This is a genomic window from Anaeromyxobacter oryzae (assembly GCF_023169945.1).
Taxonomy (GTDB): Bacteria; Myxococcota; Myxococcia; order Myxococcales; family Anaeromyxobacteraceae; genus Anaeromyxobacter; species Anaeromyxobacter oryzae.
Genome location: NZ_AP025591.1, coordinates 442,257 through 468,140, shown reverse-complemented (window position 1 = coordinate 468,140; position 25,884 = coordinate 442,257). Strand labels below are relative to the sequence as shown.

Here is a 25,884-nt window from a genome sequence, read left to right as displayed (position 1 = left end):
CTCCGCGCTCCCTCCCCCGGCGGCTCCTCCCGGGGAGCGAAGATGAGCACCTGGCTGCCGATGGTGACCGCCGCCGTCCTCGCCGCCGCCGGCGCGCGGGCGGCGCCCCCGAAGACCGAGCGCGAGCGGCTCAGCTACGCGCTCGGCGTGGATCTCGGCCGGCGGCTGCGCGCGATGCCGCTCGAGGTCGAGCCGGCCCTGGTCGCGAGCGGCGTCGAGGACGTGCTCGCCGGCCGGACGCCCGTCCTCGCGGACGAGGACGTCCGCGCCGCGCTCGAGGCGATGCAGGCGGAGCTGAAGGCACGGCAGGCGGCGAGGCTCGCCGCGGCGGTGGGCGAGAGGTTCCTCGCCGAGAACCGCAAGAAGGACGGCGTCGTGACGCTGCCGAGCGGCCTGCAGTACAGGGTCGTGAAGCCGGGCGACGGCCCCGTCGCGAGGGACGGCGCGGCCGTCGCGTGCCACTGGCGCGAGCGCCTCGTCGACGGGACCGAGCTCGACAGCTCGTACCGCCGCGGCGGCCCGACCACCGTGAAGCTCGACGGCGACGTCATCGCGGCGTGGCGCGAGGTGCTGCGGCTCATGCCGGAGGGTTCGCGGTGGGAGCTCTTCGTCCCGCCGCACCTCGCCTACGGCGAGCGCGGCGAGGGCCGGGTCGGCCCGAACGCGACCCTGGTGTTCGAGCTCGAGGTCCTGGCGGTGCGCTGAGCGGCCCACCCGAACGGGCGCGGGCGCCGCGACGCGGCCGCGCCGGAGGAGCGGCACATGACGAGCCGAACGATCCAGGGGCGGAAGAGCCCTGCCGCGCGAGTCGCCGGGGCCGCTGCAGACGGCGCCGAGGTGAGGCGCGCCCGCCGGGTCTTGGCCGGCGGCGCGGTCGCGATCGCGCTGCTGTTCGGCGGCGCGGTGGCGATCCTCTCCCGCGAGCCCGGCTCGGCCCCGGCCGTCCGACCGGGCGCGCCCGCAGCTCCGGGACGCGATCCGGCGCCGCTCGCCCTCGCCGCGCCGGAGGTCCCGACCCCGCCGCCGGCGGCGGTGCCGCGCCCGGTCCCGGCCACCCGGCCGCCGCCGCCCGCGCCCGAACGCGTCCCGGGGGTGATCCCGCGCGCCGCGCCCCACCGCCTCCCGCGCGGCTCGCCCGCGCCGGTCGAGCTCTTCGCCGGGCTCGCCGCGCTCCAGGCGAGCGTCGCGGAGTGCGCGCGGGAGCACCGGGGCCCGGCGCCGGGGTCCGCAGCCGCGCCGGCCGGGCAGGCCGTGTTCATGCTGGACCTCGAGACCCTCGATCACCGGGTGCGCATCGTCGAGGCGCCGGTCCAGGCACGCGGCGCCGCGACCGAGGACGCCCTCGCGTGTGCGCGGGGCGTGCTCCTCGGGCACGAGATCCCGGTGCAGGTCGCCCGGCCCGGGAGCCGGATCCAGCTGCCGCTCGCCGTGAAGCTCTGAACCGTCCCGTCCACCCGACTCGAGGAGGAGATCCATGTCCAGACACGCCCGGAAGAGCTCCACCGCCGCACGGTTCGTCGTCGCGCTCGCCCTGCTGACCTCCCTCGCCGGCGCCGCGTCCGCCGGGGAGCAGAAGCAGGCGGCGGCGGCCGCGCCCGCGGCGTCGCCGCCGAGCCCCGCCGCGGTCCAGCCGGCCGCGCTCCACGCGTGCTCGCAGCGCGCCGACCTGCTGTTCGTCCGGAAGTGCCTCCAGGCCTGCATGATCGACTCCAAGACGAACACGCGCGTCATGCAGCAGTCCCGCGAGCGCGAGGAGTGCCAGCTCCGGTGCGGTCACCAGCCGGAGATGGCGTCCTTCGTCCAGGCGTGCCTCGAGCGGGCCGCCCGCGTCGCCGCGGCCCCGGCGGCGGTGCGCTGACGGGCGTCGCTCGCCTGCTTTCGGGAGCGGGCGCGGCGCGCGCGGCGAGGATATGTCGAGCCGGCGTGACCGCGCCGCGGACCATCGATGTCGTCGGCCTCTGCGGGTGGGGGCGGCTCGCGGTCGACGCGACGCTCGGCCTCGCGCGCGTCGTCGAGGCCATGCACGCCGAGATCGCCCATCCTCCGTTCCTGCCGGGGAGGCGGCCCGGGGGGCGGACCCGGGGGATCACGGGCCTCGTGTACCGGAGCATCCGGGGCGGTACGCGCCTCGCCGGGCTCGCCTGCGAGGCCGGGCTCGCGCTCGCGGACCGCTGGCCGGCGGAGGGGAACCCGACGCCGCGCGCGGAGGCCGTCGTCGCGGCCCTCAACGGCATCGTCGGTGACCACCTCGCCGCCACCGGCAACCCGCTCGCGATCCCGATGCAGCTCCGGCGGGACGGGCGGCCGCTCGTCCTCGAGCGGCGCGTCCTGACCGGGGCGATCCCCGGGGCGAGCCGGCGGGTCGTCGTCCTCGTCCACGGCTTCTGCATGGACGACCGGAGCTGGGCGCGCGGGGGACACGACCACGGGGCCGCGCTCGCGCGAGACCTGGGCTGCACGCCGGTGTACGTCCGCTACAACTCCGGCCTGCACGTCTCCACGAACGGGCGCAGCCTCGCAGCGCTGCTCGAGGAGCTGGTCCGCGCGTGGCCGGTGCCGGTCGAGGCGCTCGCGATCGTCGGGCACAGCATGGGCGGCCTCGTGGCGCGGAGCGCGTGTCACCAGGCCGCCGCCGGCCTCGCCTGGCTCCGGCGGCTCGGCGCCCTGGTCTTCCTGGGCACGCCGCACCACGGCGCGCCGCTCGAGGTGGGCGGCCAGTGGCTGCACGCGATCCTCGGCGTGAGCCGGTACACCGCTCCCCTCGCGCTCCTCGGCCGGATCCGCAGCGCGGGCGTGACGGATCTCCGCCACGCGAGCCTGCTCGACGAGGACTGGCAGGGTCGCGACCGGTTCGCGCTCGGCCGGCGGCCGGCGGCCGTCCCGCTCCCGCCCGGCGTGTCGTGCCTCGCCATCGCCGGGCGCATGCGCCGCGCCGGCGCGGTGCTCGGCGACGGCCTCGTGACGGTGGACGGCGCCCTCGGCCGCCACCGCGATCCCCGCCGCGCCCTGGCGCTCGACGAGGCGCAGCGGTGGGTCGCGCAGGGCGTCGGTCACCTGGACCTGCTCGGAGACGCCGGGGTGTACGCCCGGCTCCGCGCCGCGCTCGCCCCGGGCGCGAGGGGCTCCTCGGGCTCCGGCGCCGCGCGCCGGCCGCGGACCCACCCCGCCCGGTGCGCGCCGACGAGCTCGCGGCGGCGCTCCGGGCCGACGTAACGTCGCGGCTCATGAGTCCGTCGCGCGCTCGCCCGTCCCTGCTCCGGATCGCCCTCCTGACCGCGGCGACCCTGGCCTGCTTCGCGGCCAACTCGCTCCTCTGCCGCGCGGCGCTCGGGCCCCGTCGCGCCGACCCGGCGACGTTCACGCTCGTGCGCATCGCGTCGGGCGCCGTGGTCCTGGCGCTCGTGCTCGCCGCGCGCCGCGCGCGACCCGCCGGCGGGACGCTCGGCTCGGCGCTGGCGCTCTTCGTCTACGCCGCCGCGTTCTCGCTCGCGTACGTCCGCATCGGCGCCGGCGTCGGCGCGCTGCTGCTGTTCGCGGCCGTGCAGGTCACGATGCTCGGCTGGTCCGCGGTCCGCGGCGTGCGGCCCCGGCCGCTGCAGGTCCTCGGCGTCGGGGTGGCGCTCGCCGGGCTGACGTGGCTGGCCGCGCCCGGCGCGAGCGCACCGGACCCGCGCGGCGCCGCGCTCATGCTCGCGGCGGGCGCCGCGTGGGGCGTGTACTCGCTCCGCGGCCGCGCGGCGGGCGACCCGCTCGCGACGACCGCGCACAACTTCCTCCTGTCCGTGCCGCTCGCCGTCGCCCTCGGGGTCGCGTACGCGCGCGGCGCCTCCGCGAGCCCGGCGGGCGTCGCGCTCGCGGTCGCCTCGGGGGCCCTCGCGTCGGGCGGGGGCTACAGCCTGTGGTACGCGGTCGTGCCCGCGCTGGGGGCGACCCGGGCGGCGGCGGTGCAGCTCGCCGTCCCGGTGCTCGCAGGCGCCGGCGCGACGGTGTTCCTCGGCGAGCAGCTCACGGCCCGCGTCGGCGTCGCCGCGGTGGCGATCCTCGCGGGGATCGCGGTCACGCTGCGGAGGTGAAGCGCCGGCGAGGTCTCCCGCGCGCGGGACGGTGTTCACCCGCGCCGCCGATCCCGGCGGCCGGTCGCCCGGCGGAGGGGCCGGCGCCCGGGCCGCCGCGAGGCCGGCTCCACGTGAGGTCCGATCGCGGTGCCCTCATCGGACGGCGATCCTCCGCGCGGGCGCGCCTATCGCATGCGGCGTGAGCCCGCCGCCCGACAGCGCCGCCCCGGGAACCGCCGAGCTCGGCGGTGGGGGCGGGCGCTCCGATCTCCTGAGCGCGCTGCGGCGGGAGCGGCTCGCCGCGAACCTCGTCGCGCTGCTCGGGGCCGAGGACCCGTCGATCGCCGACGACCTGCTCGCGCTCGGGGAGTGGAGGCGGGTGCCGGGCGGAGAGTGTCTCTTCCGGCAGGGGGAGCCGGGCGACAGCATGTACCTCGTCGTCACCGGCCGGCTGGTCGCCGTGCGGGAGGATCGCTCGGGCCGGCGGCGGGTGGTGGGCCAGATCCGGGCCGGCGAGAGCGTCGGCGAGATGGGCCTGCTGGCGCAGCAGCCCAGGACCGCCACGGTGCGGGCGTCGCGCGACAGCGCGGTGGTCCGGATCTCCGAGGGAGCGTTCCAGCGCGTCGTCGCCAGGCATCCCCAGCTCGTCGCCGGCACGGCGCGCCTCGTCATCCGCCGGACGACGGAGCTCATCGGCGGCGCCGCGGCCGTCGAGCGGGCAAGGAGCATCGTCGTCGTGCCGCTCCGGCCGGCCGCCGGCTGCGCGGAGTTCGTGGAGCGCCTCCGGCGCGCGCTGGAGCGCCGCGGCCCGACGCTCGTCGTCGATCGCGCGCGCGCCGACGCCGCGCTGTCGGCGCGCGGGATCTCGCCGGCGAGCAGCGACGACGCGCGCAACCTCGTACTGTCGAGCTGGCTCGACGAGCAGGAGCTCCGCCACGAGGCGCTCGTGTTCGAGACGGAGCGGATCGCCGATCCCTGGACGGAGCGTTGCCTTCGCCAGGCGGACGTCGTGCTCCTCCTGGCGCCCTTCGGAGAGTCGCCCGACGTCGACGAGGACGAGCGCCGGCTCGCGCGCGGCGACGGCGACGGACCGCGCCGCGAGCTCGTCCTGATCCATCCCGCTTGCGCGGCCCCGCCGGTCGGGACCGCGCGGTGGCTCGCGCCGAGGCGGGTGGCGCGCCATCACCACGTCCGGCGGGACCGCGACGACGACGTCCGGCGGCTGGCGCGGTTCCTCACCGGCGACGCCATCGGCCTCGTGCTCGGCGGCGGCGGCGCTCGCGGGTTCGCGCACCTCGGCGTGATCCGGGCGCTCCGGGAGGAGGGGATCCCGATCGACGCGGTGGGCGGCACGAGCCAGGGGGCCATCGCGGCGGCGACCGTCGCGATGGACTGGGACGACGCGACCATCGAGGAGGTGCACCGGCAGGGCTTCACGCGCCGCAACCCCATCGGGGACTGGGCGCTGATCCCGCACCTCGCGCTCGTGAAGGGCAGGCGCCTCGACGCGGCGCTCCAGCGCTGCTTCGGCGCGGTCGAGATCGAGGACGCCTGGCGCTCGTTCTTCTGCGTCTCGGCGAACCTCACGCTCGCGGAGCCCGCGATCCACCGGAGGGGCCCGGTCTGGAGAGCGCTCCGGGCCAGCGTCTCGCTGCCCGGCATCCTCCCGCCGGTGGTCATGGGGGAGCACCTGCACGTCGACGGCTCCCTCCTGGACAACCTGCCCATCGAGCCGATGCGCGGGAGCGGCGCGGGCCGGATCGTCGCCGTGGACCTCTCGGTGAGCAACGAGGGCGCCCGGCTCTCCGGCGGGAAGCTGCCGTCGCTCGTCGACGTGCTGAAGGAGCGGCTGCGCCCGGACGGGAGCCACCCGCGCGCGCCGGGCCTCGCGGCCATCCTCGTGAAGTCCGCGATGATGTCGAGCACGCAGCGCGCCCGCGAGCTCCGGCCCGGCGTCGATCTCTACCTCGCGCCGGAGCCCGCCGAGATCGGGTTCCTCGACTGGAAGGCGCTCGATCGCGGTATCGAGCTGGGCTACCGCTACGCCAGGCAGGAGCTGGCGCGCCGCGACGTCGGGCGGTGGCGGGAGGACGCTCGCCCTCTGCGCCCATGAGAGCGTGCGGCGCCGCTCTCAGCGCGCGGCGTCCGGCGACCACTCGAGGCGATACACCTCCACCGGCGAGGCCCTCCCGCGGAGCGCTCGCGCCCCGAGCGCGCAATAGCCGAACGACCCGCGCGTGCGCTCGAACGTGGTGGGGCCGACGTACACCGTCCCGGGTTCCGCGATGCTCTCGAGCCGCGAGGCGACGTTCACGGTGTCTCCGAGGACCGTGTACTCCATCCGCTCGGGAGAGCCGAACGTGCCGGCGGCGACGCGCCCCGTGTTCACCCCGATGCGGATCGCGAGGCGTCGATCCGGGGAGAGCCGGGTGTTCAGGTCCGCGAGGCGCTCGAGCATGCGGCACGCGCAGCGGACGGCGTGGTCCGCGCCCTCCGGGTCCGGCACCGGCGCGCCGAAGATCGCCATCAGGCCGTCCCCGATGAACTTGTCGAGCGTGCCCCTCTCCGCGAACACCGCGCGCGTCATCTCCCGGAAGTACGCCCGGAGCAGCTCGGTCAGCTCCGGCACCGGCAGCCGCTCCGTGAGCTCGGTGAAGCCGCGGATGTCCGAGAACAGCACGGTCACCTCCTCGCGGACGGACGAGCCGAGCGGATCGTCCTCCTGCCCCTCGTGGGCGAGGATCGCTTCGGCGACGGCGGGAGAGAAGTGCCGGAGCAGCTTCGAGCGCTGGAGATCCGCGGCGCGGGCGCGCTCCAGGTTCCGCGCCCGCTCGATGGCGAGCGCCGCCTGGTACGCGGCGACCGTCACGAGCTCGAGGTCGTCCGCGGTGAACGGCTCGACGACCGCGCGGTCGAGCACGAGGGCGCCGAGGATCCGGTTCTCGGCCCAGATCGGCACGCACGCGCAGGAGCGGATCCCGGCGAAGACGACCGACTGGCTCGTCGCGAACCGCTCGTCCTGCTGCGCGTCGAGCACCAGCAGGCCGGCGCGCGCCCGGACCGCGGCGGAGACGATCGTGGTCGACAGCCGCGGCGGCGCACCCGGCGGCTCGTGCGCCCGGGGCACCATGGCGCCGGTCTCGTCCATGAGCAGGAGCGTCGAGCGCTCGGCGCGCGCCTCCGACGCCACCGCCCGGAGCAGATGGGAGAGGCTGTCCTCGAGGGACGAGGCCTCCACGAGCGCCCTGCCGATGGCGTTCAGCACGGCGACCTGGCGTCGCGCCGACCCGGCAGCCGCGGTGGCCGCCTTGCCGCCGATCTCCCGCGCGACGTCCGCGAGGAAGCGGACCGCGGTGGCGTTCCGGGGGACGCCGCCGCGCGCGCGGCCTTCCTGCGCCGCGTTCCGGATCACCGCCTCGGTCTGGCCCAGACAGACGCGCGATCCGTCCCGGACGGGCGCCTCGCTGATCCGCCGGCCATCCAGGTACGTCCCGTTCCGGCTACCGAGGTCGACGATCCACCACTCGGCCCCGCGCCGCTCGAACCGGCAGTGCCGGCTGGAGATCCACGAGTCCGGGATGGCCGCGTCGCAGGTCTCCGCGCGCCCGACGATCGTCGGGTCGTGCTCGAGGAAGAACACCGTCCCCGCGCGGGCGCCGTTCGAGACGAACAGATCGGGCATGCGCGTCGGGAGTCGAATGCCCGCCGCGGCCGGCGCCCGCCACGAAAAGCGCTCGAGGGGGGCTCGCACCGCGGGGGCGCGCGATCACGACTCGACGATGAGCGGCCGCATCATGTCGTGCTCCTCGTGCTCGAGGATGTGGCAGTGCCACACGTACTCGTGGCCCCCGGTGCGCGGGCTCGGGGGCACCGAGAAGGGGACGTCCGGGAGATCGAATCGCATGATCACGGTGGTGCACTCGCCCGGGTTCATCCGCACGGTCTCCTTGAAGCCGCGCTCGTTCGCGTCCGGACCGCGCGCCGGGCCGGTGAAGGTCGGGGTGCCGTCCCAGAGCTCCGGATCGAACGGGCGACGCGAGAGGATCTGCACGTTGACGAGGTGGAAGTGGATGGGGTGCGTGTCGCCGGTGAGGTTGAAGACGTTCCAGACCTCGACGGAGCCCGCCGTCGGGTTCTCCGTGGCAGGGGCGGAGTAGTTCCGGCCCCACGTCGGGAGGCCCTGGGTGTCGAGCCCTGCCTGCTCGGCCGTGCCGAGCCGCTGGATCAGCCGGCCGAGGTCGTCGAAGTCCTCGTTCAGCGTCAGGTTGCGGACCCGGGCGCCGCGCGGGGAGAGCTTCTCGATGCGCGGCAAGATCGATCCTCCGCCGCGGCTGTGGTCCTCCGACGCGCCGCGCATCGCGTTGGCGCGGAGGACATCGAGCGTCCTCGGGTCGGCGCTCCCGACCCGCGGCACCACCCGGAACTGCAGGAGCGTGCGCGTGTTGGGGCCCTGTCCGAGCGGCGTGCTCGGGGCGCCTCCGATGGCGGTCTGGTCCGCGTCGCCGGTGAAGTAGTCGTTGCGCGGATCTCCGGACGGGAAGGGCGCCGGCGCGTCGGAGTAGAGGATAAGCTTCGCGCCGAGCGGGACGTCGGAGAAGTCGATGATGACGTCCGCGCGCTCGGCGGGCCCGAGGAGCAGCGTGTACCGGTTCGCGTTCCCGTTCTCGTCGAAGGTGATCTGCTGGGGAGGATCGTTCAGGAGGACCGGGAAAGGCAGGAAGCCGCCCTCGGTGCCGATCTGCACGAAGGCCGGCCCTGCCCTCGAGAGATCGGCCTCGCTCCCGCTCGCGTCCGAGTAATAGAGCTGCAGGTTCAGGAAGCGCGCGTTCGAGCCGTTCAGGATCCGGAACCGGTAGTGTCTCGGCTCCACCTCGAGGTACGGGTAGGCCGCGCCATTGACCATGCTCGTGTCGCCGAAGAACTCGGGCACCACCGACGGGATGGGTAGGGGCCCGCTGACGGCGCCCGGTGGGTCGTCGTCGGGGCCGTAATCCCACCGTCCGGTCGGATCGGAGGCCTTCTCGTAGCGGTATGGGTACCAGAGATCTCCGCGTCGGCCGAAGACGTAGTTGGGATCGCTCCCGTCGACGAACGACTTCTCCTGGATGATGAGCGGGATCTCCCGCGAGGGAATGAAGCTCGCGTCGATCAGTCCGAGCTCGACGTCGTCCCGCAGGATGTACGCGCTGGCGAGGCCGGCGTAGGCGTTGAGCCGGGTCGTGCCCAGGGCATGGTCGTGGTACCAGACGAGCCGCGCGCTCTGATCGTTCGGGTAGTAATAGGCCGCGGAGCCCGGGACCGGCCCGGCGTTCAGGAAGCTCTCGCCGTGCGCGCCCTCGGGCGTGAACCACGAGAACGGCCCGCCGTCGCTCGTCCAGGGCACGAACCCGCCGTGCAGGTGCGCGGTGATCCGGTTCTTCGGTCCCTCCGCCCCGGGGATGGTCGTGTCGACCGGGAGCGGATGCCCGCTGGGGAGGCGATTGAACAGGGTCAGGCGGACCGGCCGACCCTGCTTCGCGACGATGACGCCGCCGAGATAACGGTGGTTGGGGGACTGGCCAGCGGTGACGTCCGCATAGCCCCACAGGCGCGAGGGCGGCAGGTCGGGATGGAACGACTGCTCGAACTCGGCCGCCTCGAGCCGGTAATGGTCGGCGCCCGGGAACGTCGTCGTGTCCGGCGTCGCGACGGGGATCCCGGCCGGCCCGAGCCCGGGCAGCGCCTGGATGAACTTGCGGAGGTTCCGCGGGCTCTGCGAGTACGCCCAGGCGAACCTGGGGAAGACCGCGACCGCGGCCCCGCCGAGCACCGTCCATTTCAGGAATTGCCGACGCTGCATGACTCGACTCCTGCGTGAGCTGGCGACGATCCAGTTGCGCACATGGTCATCGACGCGCGAGGCCCTGGAGGCGAGGCCTTGCGGAGTGACTCGAACACACGCGACCGTCACGGAGCGTGATGGGGCCGGCACGGGGGTCAGCGATGTTTGACGCCGCCCCAGGACCCGGCTCACGCCTCGCCGTACGGGAAGCCCGGCGCCGGCTGCGTGGGCGTGACCTCGTGGAACCGCCGGAGGTCGAACAGCAGGTTCCCGTCCTCGGTCTCCGACAGCACGTCCGCGAGGCGCGCGCCCCAGGCGATCGCCGGGGCCAGCCACGTCCGCTGCGCGTGCACGTGCTGGCCGGACACCTCGTCGACCCCGTTCACCTCGAGCGTGAGCTCGACCTCGCCGGCCGCGAGCGACGCCGGCGTCTCCCCCAGGAGCGGGCTGCCCGGGCCGACCCGGTGCAGGACCAGCCAGGCCCGGGAGAGCGACGGCGCCCGCGACCGGACGAGCGGCAGGTCCAGGTAGCGGTAGATGGCGACGCCCTCGGGCGTGCGGGTCGTGCGGGAGAGCGTGAGCCGGAAGGCGACGTCGACGATCCGGCCGCGCCGCTCGTTGCCGACGCGGAACATCACCGTCGGCGTCCCGTCGAGCGGACCGAACGCCACGCGGGAGGAGAACGCGACCCGCGCCCGCGTCTGCGAGAAGCGCGCGAACACGAGCCCGGTCGCGAGCGCGGTCGCCACGAGCCCGGCGACCGACTCGGCGACGACGAGCGCGTTCGCCGCGCGCGTGACCGGGTACATCGCGCCGTACCCGATGGTGCCCATGGTCTGGATGCTGAAGAAGAACGCGTCGAGGAACGAGCCGGGGGCGGCGTTCGCGATGCCCCCCGTCGCGAGGTACAGCCCGGCGAAGAGCGTGTTGAGCGCGAGGTACGCGACGACGATGAAGCCGAGCGCGGCCCACCCCGGCACGCGCAGCAGGCCGTGGTACAGGTCCCGGAGGTTGAAGGGCGGACCGCCGACCACGCGGACCTCGTAGCCCTCCGCCCGGTAGACCTCCCGATGGTCGAAGACGCGCATGGGCGGAGTCATGGCGGCCAGGCGGCGCGGGTGCACGGCCGGGCGTGCCGCACGCCGTCGAGGGCCGCGGCCGGCGTGCGACCGCGGCCGGCGGGAGCTAGACGAGGTCCGTGTCCACCGCGTGGTCCGTCCGTTCGTTCGCGAGCGCCGCCGCTGCCATCCTTGCCCTCGCCGCACCGGCGCGCGCGCTGGGCGGACACGGGCACCCCTCGGGCGCAGAGCCGCCGTCGCCCATGATCTCGCGCGTCGAGCCGCGGTCGGGTCCCTCGACCGGCGGCACCCGGATCACCATCACGGGCTTCAACCTCGCCCCGGGCGCGATCGTGAAGGTCGGCGGCGTCGCGGCGACGGGCGTCGAGGCGGTGGGCCCCGGGAAGCTGGTCGCGGTGACGGGCCCGCACCCGCCGGGCCGCGTCCTGGTGTCCGTGACCAACCCGGACGGCAGGACCGGGTCCAGGGGCTGGAGCTACCGGTACGTGGCGGCCGCGCCCTAGGTGTGGGACCGGTCCTACGGCGCGGCGGCGACGCGCGACCTACCGGACCAGCGGGTGATCGACCACGGCCAGCGGGCCGGTCCGGGGCACGTACGTGACCGTCCGGACGCCGAGCACCTTCCCGAGCCGCTCGGCAGGGACCTTCATCGGGCCGGGCGCGGGCGCCGTGCCCGGCGCGGGCTGCGGAAAGGCCGTGGAGGCCGCGGTGTGGAACGTGATCTGCCCCTCGACCTTCTGGAGGATCTGGTGGATGTGACCGTTGAGGACCGTCACCGAGCCGAAGCGCCGGAGGAGCGCGAGCGCCTGCTCCCCGTCGGCGGTGGTCCAGCCCCACGCGGGGTAGACCGACCAGAGCGGCACGTGCGCGTACACCACCACGGGCGTGCTCGCCGCGACGCCCTCGAGGTCGCCGCGCAGCCAGGCGAGCTGGTCGGCGCCGAGGATCCCGAGCCCCTCGCCCTTGTACGAGAGCACGTTCACGAGGCCGACGAAGTGCACGCCGGCGAGGTCGAAGCTGCGCCAGCCCTGGCCGGTGGTGCCCCGGCCGAAGCGCGCGAAGAACTCCTTGCCGCCGTCGACGAAGACATCGTGCTCGCCGGGCGTGAAGAAGGTCTCGCCGGCGCGCACCTCCTTGAGCCGCTCCGCGACGAGGTCGAACGCCCCCGCCTTCTGCGCGTGCGAGAGGTCGCCGGTGTGCAGCAGGAGGGCCGGCGCGGGCGCCACCTCCCGGATCCGCGCGATGGCCTGCCCGAAGCTCGCCATCGCCTCGGGGTTGGCCTCCCCCTTGAACCCCACGTGCGTATCGCTGATCTGGACGAACCGGAACGCATCGCGCGCGAGCGGGGGAGCCTGCTCGTCCGCGAGGGCCCGCGACCGGAGCAGGCCGCCCTCCAGCGTCCACACGACCCCCGTCCCCGCCCACGCCATGCACCGGAGGAACGTCCTGCGTCCGTGACCCCGCTCGTCGCTCATGGCCGCCTCCTCACTGCACCACGACCGTGCCGGTCATCGTCGGGTGGAGCGCGCAGTGGTACGGGAACGAGCCCGGCGCGTCGAAGGTGAAGGTGTACGTCTCGCTCGTGTCGATCCCGCGCGAGGCGAACGCGCCGCCGTCGGACGTGACGGTGTGCGGATCGTCGTCCTCGTTCACCCAGCGCACCGTGGCGCCGCGCGGGACGGTGACGGTCTGGGGCAGGTAGCGGTGCGCGGAGATGCGGACCTCGCGCGGCGAGGCCTGGCCGGGGCCGGCGTCGCCGGCGGCGGCGATCAGGAGGCCGGCGCAGGCTGCCACGGCCAGCGTCCGGATCCTCGATGCGGTTCGGGTGGGGATCATTTGCGTGTCTCCCTTCGTCGGGTCGTCGACGTGGCGGACGCCGAACCGCGCCGACGGTTCCGGCGCGCCCCCGATGGACCGCGCCGGAACCGCCGCCCGCGGGCTCCACTCGATCCTGGCGAGGCGGCGTGCGGCTACGCCCTCGTCTCCGACGTGGACTCGGCGGAGCTCGAGCTCGTGGCGAAGGCACCGTGGAGATTCGCGGGCCGGCAGGCCCCGAGCACGACGCCCGACCGCCCGGGCACGACGACCTCGAGCGGCGCGCCGGCTCCGCCCGATGCGCGCGCGCCCGCCGCGCCCACCTCCAGCAGGCACGGCGGCGCCGCCCGCGGGAGGGGCACGCTCGCGCGAGCGGCCGCCGTGCCGGCGTTGACGGCGACGATCACCGTCTCGCCACCGGCGACGCGCTCGAACACGAGGAGGTCGCCGGCCGCGTGGAGGGGCCGAAGCGTTCCGCGGCGGAGCGGGGCGTTCGCGCGGCGCACGGCGGCGAGGCGGCGGTGCAGGTCGAGGAGGGCGAGGTCCCAGCGCTCGTGCGACGGGTAGCCACCGCGCGACGCCGGCGGGAGGCCGCCCTGCATCCCGACCTCGTCGCCCGCGTACAGGCACGGCGCCCCGGGCAGCGTGAAGAGGAGCAGCGCCCCGAGCTCGACGCTCGCGCGGTCGCCGCCCGCGACCGTGAGGAAGCGCGCGGTGTCGTGGGTGCCGAGGAAGTCGAGCTGCGCGAGCGGGATGGGCCAGGGATGGCGCGCGACGAGCCCCTCCACCTCGCGCGCGAACCCCGCCGCGTCGAGCGGGACCTGGGGCGGGGTGCCGGGGACGAGGTGCTCCGGCCGGATCCGTGCGCCGGCCGCGAAGCGGTGGATGGCGCCCATGAGCGGGTAGTTGGTGGCGCCGTCCCACTGCGTGCCGTCGAGCCACGCCGAGGCGTCCGTCCAGCACTCGCCGAGGAGGTACGCGTCCGCGCGGACGGCACGGGCGCGCCGGCGCAGCTCGCGCCAGAACGCGACGTCGCCGACGCCCGCGGGCGCGTCGAACCGCCATCCGTCCACGCCGCGCCGGAGCCAGTGCTCGACCACCGAGAGGACGTGCTCGCGCACCGGCGGGTGGTCGTGCGCCAGCTCCGGCATGGTGCGGTTCCCGTTCCAGCAGGCGTAGTTCGCGGGGCGCGACGGATCGAAGGGCGAGAGCGGCCAGCCCGCGATCCGGAACCACCGGCGCCACGGAGACCGCTCGCCGTACTCCAGCACGTCGAGGAAGGGCGGGAACCCGAGGCCGACGTGGTTGAACACGCCGTCGAGCACGACCCGCAGGCCGCGCGCGTGCGCCGCCGCGAGCAGCGCGTCGAACGCCGCGTCGCCGCCGAGCAGCGGCTCGACGCGGAGGTGGTCGATCGGCTTGTACCGGTGATGCGTCGTGGACGGCCAGATCGGCGTGAGGTACAGGGCGTCCACGCCGAGCGCGAGCAGATGGTCGAGGCGCGCCGCGAGACCGCGCAGCGTCCCGCCCTTGTAGGCCCGGTGCGCCGGCGGAGCGTCCCACGGCTCGAGCGCGCCGTCGTCCCACGGGTGCGGGCTCGGCTCGGGATCGCGCGCGAACCGGTCGGGGTTCACGGCGTAGAACACCGCGTCGTGCACCCAGGCCGGAGGTCCGAGGTCCACTGGCTCAGCCCGGGTCGGCGCCGTGGACCCTGCGGTACTCGGCGAGGACGCGCACCGCGCTCAGCTCCGGGTGCGCCAGCTCGTCGGAGGCGATGCACAGGCCTGCCACGATGGTCCCGAGGCGCAGCGCGACCGGCCACGAGCGTCCGAGGAGCCACCCGTGGAGCACGCCCGAGAAGAAGGCGTCCCCGGCGCCGTTCGTGTCGCGCCGCTCGAACCCCGGCGCGATGGGCGTCTCGATCCAGGTCCCGTCCGACGTGAGCGCCGTCGAGCCGTCCCGCCCGTGCGTGCAGACCACGAGCCGCTTCCCGGCCGCGATCAGCCGCTCCATCCACGGCCGGTGGTCCGGCAGCGCGTCGGAGCTCATGAACAGGTAGTCGGCGGCCTCGACGAAGTCCCGGTGGTACGCGTCGCGCCCGTTCCAGTCGTGGACGTCGCACCAGATCGGCTTCCCGGCGCGGCGCAGGGCCGGGACGAGGCGCCGGCAGTAGTTGTTGATGTTCAGCGCGATCGCGTCCTGGGACGGGAAGAGCCGCTCGAGGCGCGCCTGGTCGAACCGGGGCTCCTGGGTCGCGTACGCGACGTAGATCGAGATCCGGCCTCCGTCGGCGTCCATGAGGTTCACGTGGCGCTCGGTGCCGGCCGGATCGGGATCCCAGAGGAGCGTGACCCCGGCGCGCGCGAGCGCCTCCCGCACGCGCGCCCCCGGGACGTCGTCGCCGAGCATGGCGTGGAACGTCACGTCGACGCCGAGCCCCCGGAGGTTCAGGGCCTTGCCTGCGCCGGTCGCGCCCACGGCCTCGTGGGAGCCGCGACTGAACACGGTCTGCGAGCGCGGCTCGGGGAACCGGTCCAGGCGGATCATCGTGTTCCAGGCGGCGCCGCCCAGGACCAGGACCTTCGCCACGGCGAGTCCTCCGCCGGATCGCCCGCTCCGGCCTCCCCGCCATCTTAGCGGGTGCGGGGCGCGCCGGAGCGCTCCCGCGGGGGCCGCCGCGCGGCGCGGCCGGAACAAGGGCGACCGCCCAGCGCTCGTGCGCGCAGCACGCTCGAGCGCCGGGCTCGCTCTGCGGGGGCACCCGCGCGCGACCGGCGAGCCGGGCCCCGGAGCTGGTATCTCAGGTGGACACCACGGGAGTCGCCCATGCCCTCGCCCCTCATCTTCCGGTGCCCGCGCTGCGGCGCCATGAACCGGATGACGCTGCTCGTCACCGATCGCCAGGCGGTGTGCGGGAAGTGCAAGTCGGACCTCGACACGTCCGGCACCCCCGAGCACGTCGACCTCGCCGCCCTCGAGGGCGCCATAGCGTCCAGCCCGGCGCCGGTGATCGTGGACTTCTGGGCGCCCTGGTGCGCGCCGTGCCGCGCGTTCGCACCGGTGCTCGAGCGCTTCGCGCGGGAGCAGGCAGGGCGCTTCGTGGTCCTCAAGCTCGACACGGAGGCGCAGCCCGCCGCCGGCGCGCGGTTCGGGATCCAGGCGATCCCGACGCTCGTCGTGTTCCGCGATGGCCGCGAGGTGGAGCGCGTCTCGGGCGCGCTGCCGCTCGAGGAGCTTCGCCGGTTCGCGGTCGCTGCGGCGGCGAGCGTCTCGGCGTGAGCGCGGACGTCGGCGGCCAGAGACACCAAGGGCCCTGACAACGAAGCTTCAGGGCCCGAGGCGGTCGGCTGTTCGCCGCGAGCCCGGCGCGCCTTGGGGGCACGTCGAGTACGGCGGTGGTCGGTCGCTCGCGCCCTGCACAGTCGGCCGAGGCGGGAACGCTGGCAACCGACAACCATTGAGTAGGGCCGACGCGCACCGTGCTCAACCGCCTCGTTGGGGGTCAAACGGCGTTCCGGCGCGCGGGCTCAGCAGATCCTGGGCAACGCCTCGCCGAACGGGAGATCGAGGATGCGCCGGCCGCCGATGGGCGTCCGGAGCGTGACCATCCCCCGGTGCTCCCCGGTGACCGTCCCGATCCGCGCCGCCTCGCGGCCGAGCGGGTCGGAACGCATCGCGTCGAGCGCGCGCGCGGCGCCCTCCTCCGGCACGAACGCGACCACCTTGCCCTCGTTCGCGACGAGCAGCGGGTCGAGCCCGAGCAGCTCGCACGCACCGCGCACCGCGTCCCGCACCGGGATCGCCCGCTCGTCCACCTCCACCCCGACGCGGGCGCGCGAGGCGATCTCGACGAGCGTCGCCGCGACGCCTCCGCGGGTGGGGTCGCGCATGGCGTGGACGTCCGGGAATGCCTCGAGCACCGCGGCGATCAGCCGGTGGAGCGGCGCGGTGTCGCTCCGGACGTCGCCGCCGAACGCGATGCCCTCGCGCTGCGAGAGGATCGCGACGCCGTGGTCGCCGATGGGACCGGACAGGAGGACGGCGTCTCCGGGCGCGACGCGGCGCGACGACAGGCTCGCCCCCGGGAGCGGGACGCCGATCCCGGCGGTGTTCACGAAGAGCTTGTCGCCCTTGCCGCGGTTCACGACCTTGGTGTCGCCGGTGACCACGAGCACGTCGGCCGCCTCCGCGGCGCGGCGCACCGACGCGATCACGCGCTCCAGCTCCGCGAGGGGCAGCCCCTCCTCGAGGATGAACGCGAGCGACAGGAAGAGGGGCCGCGCCCCGCCCACGGCGAGGTCGTTCACGGTGCCGTTCACCGCCAGCTCGCCGATGTCGCCCCCGGGGAAGAAGAGGGGCGTCACGACGTAGGAGTCGGTGGTGAACGCGACGCGGCCGCCGCCGACCGGCAGGAGCGCCTGGTCGTCGAGCGGCTCGAGGAACCGGTTGCGGAACGCGGGGAGGATCAGCTCCTCGACCAGGCGGGCGGTGAGCTTCCCGCCGCTCCCATGGCCCATCAGGATCTCCTTCGCGTCGGCGATGGGGATCGGGCAGTCGGTGAACGGTGCCGTCGCGTCAGAGGACATCGTCCTCTCCCAGGGCCACGTGCACCTCGTCCCAGAGCAGGTGCAGGAGGACCGTGTGCGTCTCCTGGACGCGGTGGATCGACCACGTCTTCACCACGAAGCAGTGATCGCAGACGTCCGGCATGCGGCCGCCGTCGCGGCCGGCGAAGCCGATGGTGAGGAGGCCCAGCTCCCGCGCCCGCTTGAGCGCGCGGTTCACGTTCGCGGACGCGCCGGACGTCGAGATCCCCAGCGCGGCGTCGCCCGGGCGGCCGAGCAGCTCGAGCTGATCGACGAAGACGCGGGAGAAGTCGGTGTCGTTGCCGATCGCGGTGAGCGTCGTCCCGTCCGTGGTGAGCGCCAGCGCCGGCAGCGCGCGCCGCTTCTCGACGATGGGGTGCACGAACTCGATCGCGACGTGGGCCGCGTCGGCGGCGGACCCGCCGTTGCCCATCACGAGGAGGCGCCCGCCGGCGCGGAACCGCTCCGCGAGCGCGCGGACGCAGGCCTCGAGGGCGCCGGCGCTCTCCTCGAAGAACCGGAGCTTCACCTCCGCGCTCTCGCGCGCCTTCCTGAGGATGGCGTCCCTCATCCCGGGACCTCTCGCGCCGCCTCGGACTCGAGGTAGCGCCCGTACTGGTAGTAGGCGGCGCACGCCCCCTCGGACGACACCATGGTCGCGCCGAGCGGGGTCTGGGGGGTGCACTGCCGGCCGAAGGCGGGGCAGTCGCACGGCTTCTTCAGGCCGCGGAGGATCTGGCCGCTGATGCAGAGGGGCGACTCGCGCGTCACGATGTCGTCCACCTCGAACAGCCGCTCGGCGTCGTGCGCGCGATACTCGTGGGCGAGCTTGAGGCCGGACTTCGGGATGGAGCCGACCCCGCGCCACTTGCGGTCCGACACCTCGAACACCTCGAAGACGAGGTCGCGGGCGGGCCGGTTGCCCTCCGCCGACACGGCGCGGACGTACTGGTTCTCGAGCTCGGCCCGGCCCGCCTCGAGCTGGCGCACCGTCATCCAGATCCCCTCGAGCAGGTCGAGGGGCTCGAACCCGGTGATCACCATCGGAACGCGGTAGCGCTCCGAGAGCGACGCGTACTCGCGGAACCCCATCACCGCGCAGACGTGGCCCGGCCCGAGGAACGCCTGCACGCGGTTGCCGGCGGACTGGAGGATCGTGGCGATGACCGGCGGGACCAGCACGTGGGAGACCAGCATGGAGAAGTTCGTCACGCCCTCGCGCCGGGCGCGCCACACCGCCATGGCGTTCGCCGGCGCGGTGGTCTCGAACCCGACCGCGAAGAAGACGACCCGCCGCGACGGGTTCTCCCTGGCGATCCGGAGCGCGTCCAGCGGCGAGTAGACGACCCGCACGTCCGCGCCCTGGCCGCGGAGGTGGAGGAGGTCGCCGCGCGAGCCCGGCACGCGCAGCATGTCGCCGAACGAGGTGAACACGACGTCCGGGCGCGAGGCGATGGCGTGGGCGCGATCGATCATCTCGAGCGAGGTGACGCACACCGGGCAGCCCGGGCCGTGCACGAGCTCGACGGCGGGCGGGATCACCCGGTCGATGCCGTAGCGGACGATGGAGTGGGTCTGCCCGCCGCAGACCTCCATGATCACCCACGGCCGCGTGACCGTCTCCGCGATGCGCTCGGCGAGCTTCGCCGCGAGGGCGGGGTCGCGGTACTCGTCGACGTACCTCATGAGCCGGGCTCCGGTCCGGGCCGGTCCGCCGTGAGCTCGGCGGTGTGACCCATCACGTCGAGGGCGCGGTAGGCGCGCAGCGCCTCCTCGCGGTCGACCTTCGAGATCGCGAAGCCGACGTGCACGAGCACGAAGTCGCCCACGTCGGCGTCGGGCAGGCACTCGAGGCACACCTCGCGGGAGATGCCCGCGAAGCGCACGTCGGCCATGCGCACGCCTTCGTCGCGCCGGACGCTCACCACCTCACCGGGGATCGCGAGGCACATGCGCCGCCCCTCCTCCGCGCGCGAGGCGGTGGGCCGCGATGGCGGCCTGCCCGAGCGCGATGCCGCCGTCGTTCGGCGGGACCTTCCCGTGTCGCAGCACCTCGAACCCCGCGCCGGCGAGCAGCGCCGCGCAGCGCTCCGAGAGCCGCCGGTTCTGGAAGCAGCCGCCGGAGAGGGCGACCGTGCCGAGCCTCGTCTCCTCGCGGGCGCGCCCGCAGGCGGCGCCGACGGCGCGCGCGAGCGTCTCGTGGAAGCGCGCGGACGCGGAGGCAGCCCCCGCGCCGCCCCGCAGCTCGGCCGCGAGCGCCCGGACCATGGGTCGGAGGTCGACCTCCGTGCCGGCCCGGCCAGGGGCGAGGGCGAACGGGTAGGGGGCCGCCTCGCCCGGCGCCGCGACCCCCTCGAGCTCGACGGCGGCCTGGCCCTCGTAGCTGATCTCGTCGCGGACGGCGCAGAGCGCGGCGACCGCGTCGAACCAGCGTCCCGCGCCGGTGGCGCGCGGCGACGCGACCCCGCGCGCGAGCAGGTCGCAGACCGCGGCGAGGCGCGGCGGCGGGATCCGCGCGAGCAGGTCGAGCGGCTCGCCGGCGTCGAGGAGCGCCGCGCAGGCGAGCCGCCACGGCGCGCGGATGGCCGCCTCGCCGCCCGCGAGCGCGATGGGGCGGAGCCAGGCGAGGCGGCGGAACCCGCGGAGATCCACCGCCAGGACCTCGCCGCCCCAGAGGTCGCCGGCGGGGCCGCAGCCCGTGCCGTCGAAGGCGATCCCGAGGACCGGCCCCCCGCGGCCGTGCTCCGCGAGGCAGGCGGCGACGTGCGCGTGGTGGTGCTGCACCGGGACGCGCGGGAGGCCGCTCGCGAGCGCCCAGCGCGTGGACGCGTAGTCCGGGTGGAGGTCGTGGGCGACCGCCTCGGGGCGGACGCCGAGCAGGCGCGGCAGGCGCTCGATCACCTCGGCGAAGAAGCGGTGCGTCTCGACGTTCGAGAGGTCGCCGAGGTGCGGCGAGAGCACCGCCTCTCCGCCGCGCGCCAGGCACACGGTCGCCTTGAGCTCCGCCCCGACCGCGAGCAGCGGCGGCGCGGCGTCGAGGAGCGGCACGGGCTCCGGGACGAACCCGCGGGCGCGCCGGAGGATCAGCGGCCGGCCGTCGACGACCCGGACCACCGAGTCGTCCGCCCGTGCGTGGATCTCGCGGTCGTGCAGCAGGACCGCGTCGGCGAGCGGCGCGAGCCGCTCGAGCGCCTCGGCGTCGCTCCGCGCGATGGGCTCCTCCGAGACGTTGCCGCTCGTCATGACGAGGAGCCGCGGGCCGTCGGCGAGCAGCAGGTGGTGGAGGGGCGTCGGCGGCAGCATGAGGCCGAGCTCGGGGAGGCCCGGCGCGACCGACGGTGCGACGCCGGCGCCGAGGCGCGCCGGGAGGAGCACGATCGGCCGCGCCCGCGAGGCGAGGAGCGCCGCTCCGGCCTCGTCGACCTCGGCGACCGCGCGGGCCTCCGCCAGGTCGCGCGCCATGATCGCGAACGGCCGGTGCGGCCGGCGCTTCGCGACCCGGAGCCGCGCCACGGCGGCCTCGTCGCGCGCGTCGGTGGCGAGCAGGTAGCCGCCGAGCCCCTTCACCGCGACCACACCGCCTCCGCGGAGCACGGCCACGGCCGCGGAGACCGCGGCGTCTCCGGTCGCGGCCGGCCGCCCCGGAGCGCGAAGCTCGAGCCGCGGGCCGCAGGCTGGGCACGCGTTGGGCTCGGCGTGGAACCGCCGGCTCCCCGGGTCCTCGTACTCGGCGCGGCAGGCCGGGCACAGCGCGAACCGGTCCATCGTGGTGCGCGCGCGGTCGTACGGCACGTCGCGGACGATGGTGTAGCGCGGCCCGCAGTCGGTGCAGTTGACGAACGGGTAGCGGTGCCGCCGATCGCCCGGATCGCCGAGCTCGCGCAGGCATTCGTCGCAAGTGGCCGCGTCGGACGGGATCGCGGCGCGCGCCGCGAGCCCCGTCGCGCTCGCGGCGACGCGGAACCCCGCCTCGCCGAGCGGCGCGAGCGGCGCGACCTCCACCGCGTCGATGCGGCAGAGCGGCGGCGCCCGCGCCCGGAGCAGGCCGGGGAAGGCCTCGAGCGCCTCGGGCGCGCCCTCGACCTCGATCCACACCCCGTCGTCGTCGTTCCGGACGAGCCCGGCGAGCCCCGCGTCGCGCGCGAGGCGGAACACCGTCGGCCGGAAGCCGACCCCCTGCACCGCGCCCCGCACGCGGATCCCGCGCCGCATGGCCGTCCGTGGTCCGACCTCTCGCTCCGTCGCCCGCATCGTGCGCGTGGTCCTGCCTCAAGGTTGCGCGGGGCCGGACGCTCCGCGAACCCCCCGGGTCGGCCGGGCCGCGGCCTTGCCCGCGGCGGCCCGAGGGGCCACGTCTCCCTTGCATGCACGAGCTCGCCATCGCGGAGAGCGTGGTCGATGCCGTCGGAGAGCGGGTGGGCGGCGCGCGCGTGACGCGCGTCCTCGTCGAGGTAGGGCGGCTCACCTGCGTGGAACCGGACGCGCTGAGGTTCTGCTTCGAGGCCTGCGCGCGCGGCACCGCGCTGGAGGGCGCCGCGCTCGAGATCGTCGAGGTCTCCGCCCGCGCGACGTGCCGGACGTGCGGCGCGCGGGATGCCGAGGTCGACGCCCGCGTGCCGCTCTGCGCCTGCGGGAGCGCGGACCTCGAGCTCGTCGCGGGCGACCGCCTCCTCGTGCAGGCGGTGGAGGTCGCCTGACATGTGCGCGACGTGTGGCTGCTCGGGGACGGCGGGCGCGGAGCACGGGGCCGGCGACGAGCACGCGCACGTCGCGCCGCACGTCCACCCGCACGGGCACGAGCACGCGCCCGGCGCGCCGTGGCGGGCGGCGGCCTCCCCGCGGCTCCTCCGCCTCGAGCAGGAGGTGCTCGGGAAGAACGACCGGATCGCCGCGGAGAACCGCGCGTGGCTCGCCACGAAGCGGGTGACGGCGCTGAACCTCGTGAGCTCCCCCGGCGCAGGGAAGACGACGCTCCTCGAACGCACGCTCCGCGCGCTCGCCGGCGAGGTGCCGATCTCCGTCGTCGAGGGCGATCAGGAGACGCCGCTCGACGCCGAGCGGATCCGTGCGACCGGCTGCCCCGTCGTCCAGATCAACACCGGGCGCGGGTGCCACCTCGACGCGGCGATGATCGCGGACGCGCTCCGGAGGCTCGCGCCGCCGGCGGGGTCGCTGCTCTTCGTCGAGAACGTCGGGAACCTCGTCTGCCCGGCGCTCTTCGACCTCGGCGAGCGCGCGAAGGTGGTGATCGCGTCCACGCCGGAGGGCGAGGAGAAGCCGCTCAAGTACCCGCACATGTTCCGCGCGAGCGCCCTGATGCTGCTGAACAAGGTCGACCTGGTCCCGCACGTCGGGTTCGACGTCGCGCGGTGCCTCGCAAACGCACGTCAGGTGAACCCGCGCCTGGAGGCGATCCCGATCTCGGCGACGCGCGGCGACGGCCTCGACGCGTGGCTGGCGTGGCTGCGGACGCGGCTCGGCGCGGCGAGCGGGCGCTGACGCCGCGGGCGCCCGGACCGCCCTGCGTTGCGGCCCCACGGCGACGTACTCACGTTTCCGGGCGACATCCGCGGGAGGCCGGGCATGGCGCGCACGAGGTCGGGCGTGGACGAGGTCCACATCCTGTGGATCTCGGAGGGGATGAGCTGCGACGGCGACACGGTCTCCGTCACGGCGGCGACCAACCCGGCCATCGAGGACGTCGTGCTCGGGCTCGTCCCCGGGCTCCCGAAGGTCCACCTGCACAACAAGGTGCTGGACTACTCGCTCGGCGGCGAGGACTACCTCGCGGTGTTCCGCAAGGCGGCTCGCGGCGAGCTCGAGCACCCGTTCGTGCTCGTGATCGAGGGCTCCATCCCGAACGAGCACGTGAACGGGGACGGCTTCTGGACGTCGTTCGGGAACCGGCCGGACGGCCAGCCGAAGACGCTGAACGAGTGGATCGACGAGCTCGCGCCGAAGGCCTGGGGCGTCGTGGCGGTGGGCACCTGCGCGACCTACGGCGGCATCCACGCGATGGCCGGGAACCCCACCGGCTGCATGGGGCTCGCCGACTACCTGGGCTGGGACTTCCGGAGCGCAGGCGGCCTCCCGGTGGTGAACGTGCCGGGCTGCCCCGTCCAGCCGGACAACTTCATGGAGACGCTGACCTGGCTCCTCTACCAGGCGGCCGGCCTGAACCCGATCATCCCGCTCGACGAGCAGCTCCGGCCCACGTGGCTCTTCGGGAAGACCGTGCACGAGGGCTGCGACCGCGCCGGCTACTACGAGCAGGGCGACTTCGCGCTCGACTACAACTCGCCCAAGTGCCAGGTGAAGGTCGGCTGCTGGGGGCCGGTGGTCAACTGCAACGTCCCGAAGCGCGGCTGGATGAACGGGGTCGGCGGCTGCCCGAACGTGGGCGGCATCTGCATCGGCTGCACGATGCCCGGCTTCCCCGACAAGTTCATGCCGTTCATGGACCAGCCGCCCGGGGCCGCCGTGTCGAGCAGGCTCATCCGGACCTACGGCCGGCTCATCCGCACGCTCCGGAGCATGACGAACGACACCGTGAGCCAGGAGCCGCGCTGGCGGCACGACCGGGCCGAGCTGACGACCGGCTACGACCCGCGCTGGTCGACCGGCGGGGCCGGCGCGCGCAGCTACCGGGAGCACGAGCGGGAGCTCCACGCCAGCCACCCGGCGACGGCGAGCGGCCCCGAGCCGCGCTGAACGCAGCACCCGGACCAGGGGAGGGGAGATGGAACCGACCGTCGGCGCGCAGCCCGAGCGCAAGCTCGTCGAGATGGCGTGGGACCCGATCACCCGGATCATCGGCAACCTGGGCATCTACACGAAGATCGACTTCGCGAACCGGGAGGTGGTGGAGTGCAAGAGCACCTCGTCGCTCTTCCGCGGCTACAGCGTGTTCATGCGCGGGAAGGACCCGCGCGACGCCGGCTTCATCACGAGCCGGATCTGCGGGATCTGCGGCGACAACCACACCACCTGCTCCGTCTACGCGCAGAACATGGCGTACGGCATCAAGATGCCGCCGCTCGCCGAGCTGATCGTCAACCTCGGCGAGGCCGCCGAGTACATGTTCGACCACGCCATCTTCCAGGACAACCTGGTGTTCGTGGACTTCTGCGAGCGGATGGTGAAGGAGACGAACCCGAAGCTGCTCGAGCAGGCGGAGCGCACGCCGGCGCCGCACGCGGACGTCCACGGCCACCGCACGATCGCGGACATCATGCGGTCGTACAACCCGTTCCAGGGCGCGATGTACCGCGAGGCGCTGCAGATGAGCCGCCTCACGCGCGAGATGTTCTGCCTGATGGAGGGTCGCCACGTCCACCCGTCGACCGTGTACCCCGGCGGCGTCGGCACCGTGGCGACCCCGCAGGTGTTCACCGACTACCTGTCCCGCCTGCTCAGGTTCCTCGACTTCGCGAAGAAGCTCGTCCCGCTGAACGACGACCTGATCGACTTCTTCTACGAGGCGCTCCCCGGGTACGAGAAGGTCGGCCTCCGCCGGACCCTGCTCGGCTGCTGGGGCTCGTTCCAGAACCCCGACGTCTGCGACTACAAGTACAGGACGATGACGAAGTGGGGGCGCGCGATGTACGTGACCCCGGGGATCGTCGTCGACGGGAAGCTGGTCACCACCGACCTCGTCGAGATCAACCTCGGGCTCCGGATCCTGCTCGGCAGCTCGTACTACGACGACTGGGAGCAGGAGCAGACCTTCGTGCAGGAGGATCCGCTCGGGAACGCCATCGACAAGCGGCACCCCTGGAACCAGACGACGCTCCCGAAGCCGCAGAAGCGGAACCTCGAGGACGGGCCGTACAGCTGGGTGATGAGCCCGCGCTGGTTCGACGGGAAGGACCACCTGGCGCTCGACACCGGCGGCGGGCCGCTCGCCCGGCTCTGGGCGACGGCGCTCGCCGGCCTCGTCGACACCCCGTACGTGAAGTCCACCGGCCGGAGCGTGACCATCGACCTGCCGCGGAGCGCGAACTACCCCGAGCGGCGCTACGAGTGGCGGATCCCGGAGGCGGGCGCGAACACGCTCGAGCGCACGCGCGCCCGCGCGTACTTCATCGTGTACGCCGCGGCGATGGCGATGCACTTCCTCGAGCGCGCGATGGACCTCGTCCGCCAGGGCGACGTGAAGGTGTTCGAGGACTTCGCCGTCCCGGACGACGGGATCGGCTGCGGGTTCCACGAGGCGGTCCGCGGCGTGCTCTCGCACCACCTCGTCGTCCGCGACGGGAAGATCGCGAACTACCACCCGTACCCGCCCACCCCCTGGAACGCGAGCCCGCGCGACGAGTACGGGACACCGGGGCCCTACGAGGACGCCGTGCAGGGGCTGCCCATCTTCGAGGAGAACGGGCAGGAGTCGTTCAAGGGCATCGACATCATGCGGACGGTGCGGAGCTTCGATCCGTGCCTGCCCTGCGGCGTCCACATGTACCTGGGGAAGGGCCGGGTCCTCGAGCAGCGGCACTCGCCGATGCTCGGGCTCGGCGCGAGGTGACGCC

The 25,884-nt window shown here is 74.7% G+C and carries 24 protein-coding genes; 12 read left to right on the top strand and 12 right to left on the bottom strand.

The window, feature by feature from the left end; genetic code table 11:
- Window positions 1–42: 42 nt before the first annotated feature.
- The 6 genes from AMOR_RS01955 (at window position 43) to AMOR_RS01930 (ending at window position 6,168) form a co-directional block, all read left to right on the top strand.
- Complete coding sequence (locus AMOR_RS01955; RefSeq protein WP_248357895.1) at window positions 43–705, top strand: FKBP-type peptidyl-prolyl cis-trans isomerase N-terminal domain-containing protein; 663 nt, start codon at window positions 43–45, stop codon at window positions 703–705.
- Window positions 706–762: 57 nt separating this feature from the next.
- On the top strand, window positions 763–1,440 hold the full coding sequence (locus AMOR_RS01950) for a hypothetical protein (RefSeq protein WP_248357893.1): 678 nt from the start codon (window positions 763–765) through the stop codon (window positions 1,438–1,440).
- A gap of 34 nt (window positions 1,441–1,474) precedes the next feature.
- Entirely contained in the window at window positions 1,475–1,858 is a 384-nt protein-coding gene (locus AMOR_RS01945; protein ID WP_248357891.1) for a hypothetical protein, read from the top strand.
- A gap of 65 nt (window positions 1,859–1,923) precedes the next feature.
- Window positions 1,924–3,213: a GPI inositol-deacylase gene (locus AMOR_RS01940; RefSeq protein WP_248357889.1), complete on the top strand. Its 1,290-nt coding sequence runs from the start codon at window positions 1,924–1,926 to the stop codon at window positions 3,211–3,213.
- 11 nt (window positions 3,214–3,224) lie between these two features.
- Window positions 3,225–4,073, top strand: a complete 849-nt coding sequence (locus AMOR_RS01935; RefSeq protein WP_248357887.1) for a DMT family transporter — start codon at window positions 3,225–3,227, stop codon at window positions 4,071–4,073.
- A gap of 181 nt (window positions 4,074–4,254) precedes the next feature.
- Window positions 4,255–6,168 (top strand): patatin-like phospholipase family protein, encoded by a 1,914-nt coding sequence (locus AMOR_RS01930; protein ID WP_248357885.1) that lies wholly within the window; start codon window positions 4,255–4,257, stop codon window positions 6,166–6,168.
- Window positions 6,169–6,186: 18 nt separating this feature from the next.
- On the opposite strand, the gene AMOR_RS01925 is transcribed toward AMOR_RS01930, so the two are convergent.
- The 3 genes from AMOR_RS01925 to AMOR_RS01915 all read right to left on the bottom strand — a co-directional run bounded on the left by AMOR_RS01925 (window position 6,187) and on the right by AMOR_RS01915 (window position 10,964).
- Window positions 6,187–7,737 carry an adenylate/guanylate cyclase domain-containing protein gene (locus tag AMOR_RS01925; protein WP_248357883.1) on the bottom strand — a complete coding sequence of 517 codons (1,551 nt, stop codon included), beginning with the start codon at window positions 7,735–7,737 and terminating at the stop codon, window positions 6,187–6,189.
- 84 nt (window positions 7,738–7,821) lie between these two features.
- Complete coding sequence (locus AMOR_RS01920) at window positions 7,822–9,894, bottom strand: multicopper oxidase family protein (protein ID WP_248357881.1); 2,073 nt, start codon at window positions 9,892–9,894, stop codon at window positions 7,822–7,824.
- 170 nt (window positions 9,895–10,064) lie between these two features.
- Window positions 10,065–10,964, bottom strand: a complete 900-nt coding sequence (locus AMOR_RS01915; protein WP_248357879.1) for an ion channel — start codon at window positions 10,962–10,964, stop codon at window positions 10,065–10,067.
- Window positions 10,965–11,197: 233 nt separating this feature from the next.
- Here AMOR_RS01915 and AMOR_RS01910 point away from each other — a divergent pair, with 233 nt between their 5' ends.
- Complete coding sequence (locus AMOR_RS01910; RefSeq protein ID WP_248357877.1) at window positions 11,198–11,458, top strand: IPT/TIG domain-containing protein; 261 nt, start codon at window positions 11,198–11,200, stop codon at window positions 11,456–11,458.
- A gap of 39 nt (window positions 11,459–11,497) precedes the next feature.
- Here the strand turns inward: AMOR_RS01910 and AMOR_RS01905 are convergent, their stop codons facing one another.
- The 4 genes from AMOR_RS01905 to AMOR_RS01890 form a co-directional block, all read right to left on the bottom strand.
- A complete protein-coding gene (locus AMOR_RS01905; RefSeq protein WP_248357875.1) occupies window positions 11,498–12,430 on the bottom strand; it encodes a metallophosphoesterase family protein in 933 nt (310 codons plus the stop codon).
- Between the two features lie 10 nt (window positions 12,431–12,440).
- A complete protein-coding gene (locus AMOR_RS01900) occupies window positions 12,441–12,791 on the bottom strand; it encodes a cupredoxin domain-containing protein (protein WP_248357873.1) in 351 nt (116 codons plus the stop codon).
- A 134-nt stretch (window positions 12,792–12,925) separates the two neighbouring features.
- Window positions 12,926–14,452 (bottom strand): glycoside hydrolase family 13 protein, encoded by a 1,527-nt coding sequence (locus AMOR_RS01895; RefSeq protein WP_248357871.1) that lies wholly within the window; start codon window positions 14,450–14,452, stop codon window positions 12,926–12,928.
- 4 nt (window positions 14,453–14,456) lie between these two features.
- Window positions 14,457–15,359 (bottom strand): carbohydrate kinase family protein, encoded by a 903-nt coding sequence (locus AMOR_RS01890; protein ID WP_248357869.1) that lies wholly within the window; start codon window positions 15,357–15,359, stop codon window positions 14,457–14,459.
- Window positions 15,360–15,596: 237 nt separating this feature from the next.
- Here AMOR_RS01890 and trxC point away from each other — a divergent pair, with 237 nt between their 5' ends.
- Window positions 15,597–16,049, top strand: a complete 453-nt coding sequence (gene trxC, locus AMOR_RS01885; protein WP_248357867.1) for a thioredoxin TrxC — start codon at window positions 15,597–15,599, stop codon at window positions 16,047–16,049.
- 248 nt (window positions 16,050–16,297) lie between these two features.
- On the opposite strand, the gene hypE is transcribed toward trxC, so the two are convergent.
- Genes hypE through hypF form a run of 5 tightly spaced genes read right to left on the bottom strand, consistent with a single transcriptional unit; the run spans window position 16,298 to window position 21,568 of the window.
- On the bottom strand, window positions 16,298–17,356 hold the full coding sequence (gene hypE, locus AMOR_RS01880; protein WP_318653845.1) for a hydrogenase expression/formation protein HypE: 1,059 nt from the start codon (window positions 17,354–17,356) through the stop codon (window positions 16,298–16,300).
- On the bottom strand, window positions 17,346–17,927 hold the full coding sequence (locus tag AMOR_RS01875) for a D-sedoheptulose-7-phosphate isomerase (protein ID WP_248357865.1): 582 nt from the start codon (window positions 17,925–17,927) through the stop codon (window positions 17,346–17,348). Before AMOR_RS01875 ends, hypE begins: the two co-directional genes overlap by 11 nt.
- The gene (gene hypD, locus AMOR_RS01870; RefSeq protein WP_248357863.1) at window positions 17,924–19,042 is read right to left on the bottom strand and encodes a hydrogenase formation protein HypD; all 1,119 of its coding nucleotides are present in this window, start codon (window positions 19,040–19,042) and stop codon (window positions 17,924–17,926) included. The genes AMOR_RS01875 and hypD overlap by 4 nt, the downstream gene beginning before the upstream one ends.
- Window positions 19,039–19,308 carry a HypC/HybG/HupF family hydrogenase formation chaperone gene (locus AMOR_RS01865; protein WP_248357861.1) on the bottom strand — a complete coding sequence of 90 codons (270 nt, stop codon included), beginning with the start codon at window positions 19,306–19,308 and terminating at the stop codon, window positions 19,039–19,041. The genes hypD and AMOR_RS01865 overlap by 4 nt, the downstream gene beginning before the upstream one ends.
- Entirely contained in the window at window positions 19,286–21,568 is a 2,283-nt protein-coding gene (gene hypF, locus AMOR_RS01860) for a carbamoyltransferase HypF (protein ID WP_248357859.1), read from the bottom strand. The genes AMOR_RS01865 and hypF overlap by 23 nt, the downstream gene beginning before the upstream one ends.
- Before the next feature lie 152 nt (window positions 21,569–21,720).
- Between hypF and AMOR_RS01855 the strand changes: the two genes are divergently transcribed.
- The 4 genes from AMOR_RS01855 to AMOR_RS01840 all read left to right on the top strand — a co-directional run bounded on the left by AMOR_RS01855 (window position 21,721) and on the right by AMOR_RS01840 (window position 25,880).
- Window positions 21,721–22,053 carry a hydrogenase maturation nickel metallochaperone HypA/HybF gene (locus AMOR_RS01855; protein WP_248357857.1) on the top strand — a complete coding sequence of 111 codons (333 nt, stop codon included), beginning with the start codon at window positions 21,721–21,723 and terminating at the stop codon, window positions 22,051–22,053.
- A 1-nt stretch (window position 22,054) separates the two neighbouring features.
- Window positions 22,055–22,855 carry a hydrogenase nickel incorporation protein HypB gene (hypB, locus tag AMOR_RS01850; protein ID WP_248357855.1) on the top strand — a complete coding sequence of 267 codons (801 nt, stop codon included), beginning with the start codon at window positions 22,055–22,057 and terminating at the stop codon, window positions 22,853–22,855.
- An 84-nt stretch (window positions 22,856–22,939) separates the two neighbouring features.
- Window positions 22,940–24,067, top strand: a complete 1,128-nt coding sequence (locus tag AMOR_RS01845) for an NADH-quinone oxidoreductase subunit B family protein (RefSeq protein ID WP_248357853.1) — start codon at window positions 22,940–22,942, stop codon at window positions 24,065–24,067.
- A 28-nt stretch (window positions 24,068–24,095) separates the two neighbouring features.
- Entirely contained in the window at window positions 24,096–25,880 is a 1,785-nt protein-coding gene (locus tag AMOR_RS01840; protein WP_248357851.1) for a nickel-dependent hydrogenase large subunit, read from the top strand.
- Window positions 25,881–25,884 lie beyond the last annotated feature (4 nt).

Coding starts and splice junctions, on each gene's coding strand:
- AMOR_RS01865 (WP_248357861.1), bottom strand. CDS start 19,308: ATGTGCCTCGCGATCCCCGGTGAGGTGGTGAGCGTCCGGCGCGACGAA.
- trxC (WP_248357867.1), top strand. CDS start 15,597: ATGCCCTCGCCCCTCATCTTCCGGTGCCCGCGCTGCGGCGCCATGAAC.
- AMOR_RS01935 (WP_248357887.1), top strand. CDS start 3,225: ATGAGTCCGTCGCGCGCTCGCCCGTCCCTGCTCCGGATCGCCCTCCTG.
- AMOR_RS01950 (WP_248357893.1), top strand. CDS start 763: ATGACGAGCCGAACGATCCAGGGGCGGAAGAGCCCTGCCGCGCGAGTC.
- AMOR_RS01915 (WP_248357879.1), bottom strand. CDS start 10,964: ATGCGCGTCTTCGACCATCGGGAGGTCTACCGGGCGGAGGGCTACGAG.
- AMOR_RS01945 (WP_248357891.1), top strand. CDS start 1,475: ATGTCCAGACACGCCCGGAAGAGCTCCACCGCCGCACGGTTCGTCGTC.
- hypE (WP_318653845.1), bottom strand. CDS start 17,356: ATGTCCTCTGACGCGACGGCACCGTTCACCGACTGCCCGATCCCCATC.
- AMOR_RS01910 (WP_248357877.1), top strand. CDS start 11,198: ATGATCTCGCGCGTCGAGCCGCGGTCGGGTCCCTCGACCGGCGGCACC.
- AMOR_RS01840 (WP_248357851.1), top strand. CDS start 24,096: ATGGAACCGACCGTCGGCGCGCAGCCCGAGCGCAAGCTCGTCGAGATG.
- AMOR_RS01925 (WP_248357883.1), bottom strand. CDS start 7,737: ATGCCCGATCTGTTCGTCTCGAACGGCGCCCGCGCGGGGACGGTGTTC.
- hypF (WP_248357859.1), bottom strand. CDS start 21,568: ATGCGGCGCGGGATCCGCGTGCGGGGCGCGGTGCAGGGGGTCGGCTTC.
- AMOR_RS01875 (WP_248357865.1), bottom strand. CDS start 17,927: ATGAGGGACGCCATCCTCAGGAAGGCGCGCGAGAGCGCGGAGGTGAAG.
- AMOR_RS01905 (WP_248357875.1), bottom strand. CDS start 12,430: ATGAGCGACGAGCGGGGTCACGGACGCAGGACGTTCCTCCGGTGCATG.
- AMOR_RS01955 (WP_248357895.1), top strand. CDS start 43: ATGAGCACCTGGCTGCCGATGGTGACCGCCGCCGTCCTCGCCGCCGCC.
- hypD (WP_248357863.1), bottom strand. CDS start 19,042: ATGAGGTACGTCGACGAGTACCGCGACCCCGCCCTCGCGGCGAAGCTC.
- AMOR_RS01855 (WP_248357857.1), top strand. CDS start 21,721: ATGCACGAGCTCGCCATCGCGGAGAGCGTGGTCGATGCCGTCGGAGAG.
- AMOR_RS01900 (WP_248357873.1), bottom strand. CDS start 12,791: ATGATCCCCACCCGAACCGCATCGAGGATCCGGACGCTGGCCGTGGCA.
- hypB (WP_248357855.1), top strand. CDS start 22,055: ATGTGCGCGACGTGTGGCTGCTCGGGGACGGCGGGCGCGGAGCACGGG.
- AMOR_RS01845 (WP_248357853.1), top strand. CDS start 22,940: ATGGCGCGCACGAGGTCGGGCGTGGACGAGGTCCACATCCTGTGGATC.
- AMOR_RS01920 (WP_248357881.1), bottom strand. CDS start 9,894: ATGCAGCGTCGGCAATTCCTGAAATGGACGGTGCTCGGCGGGGCCGCG.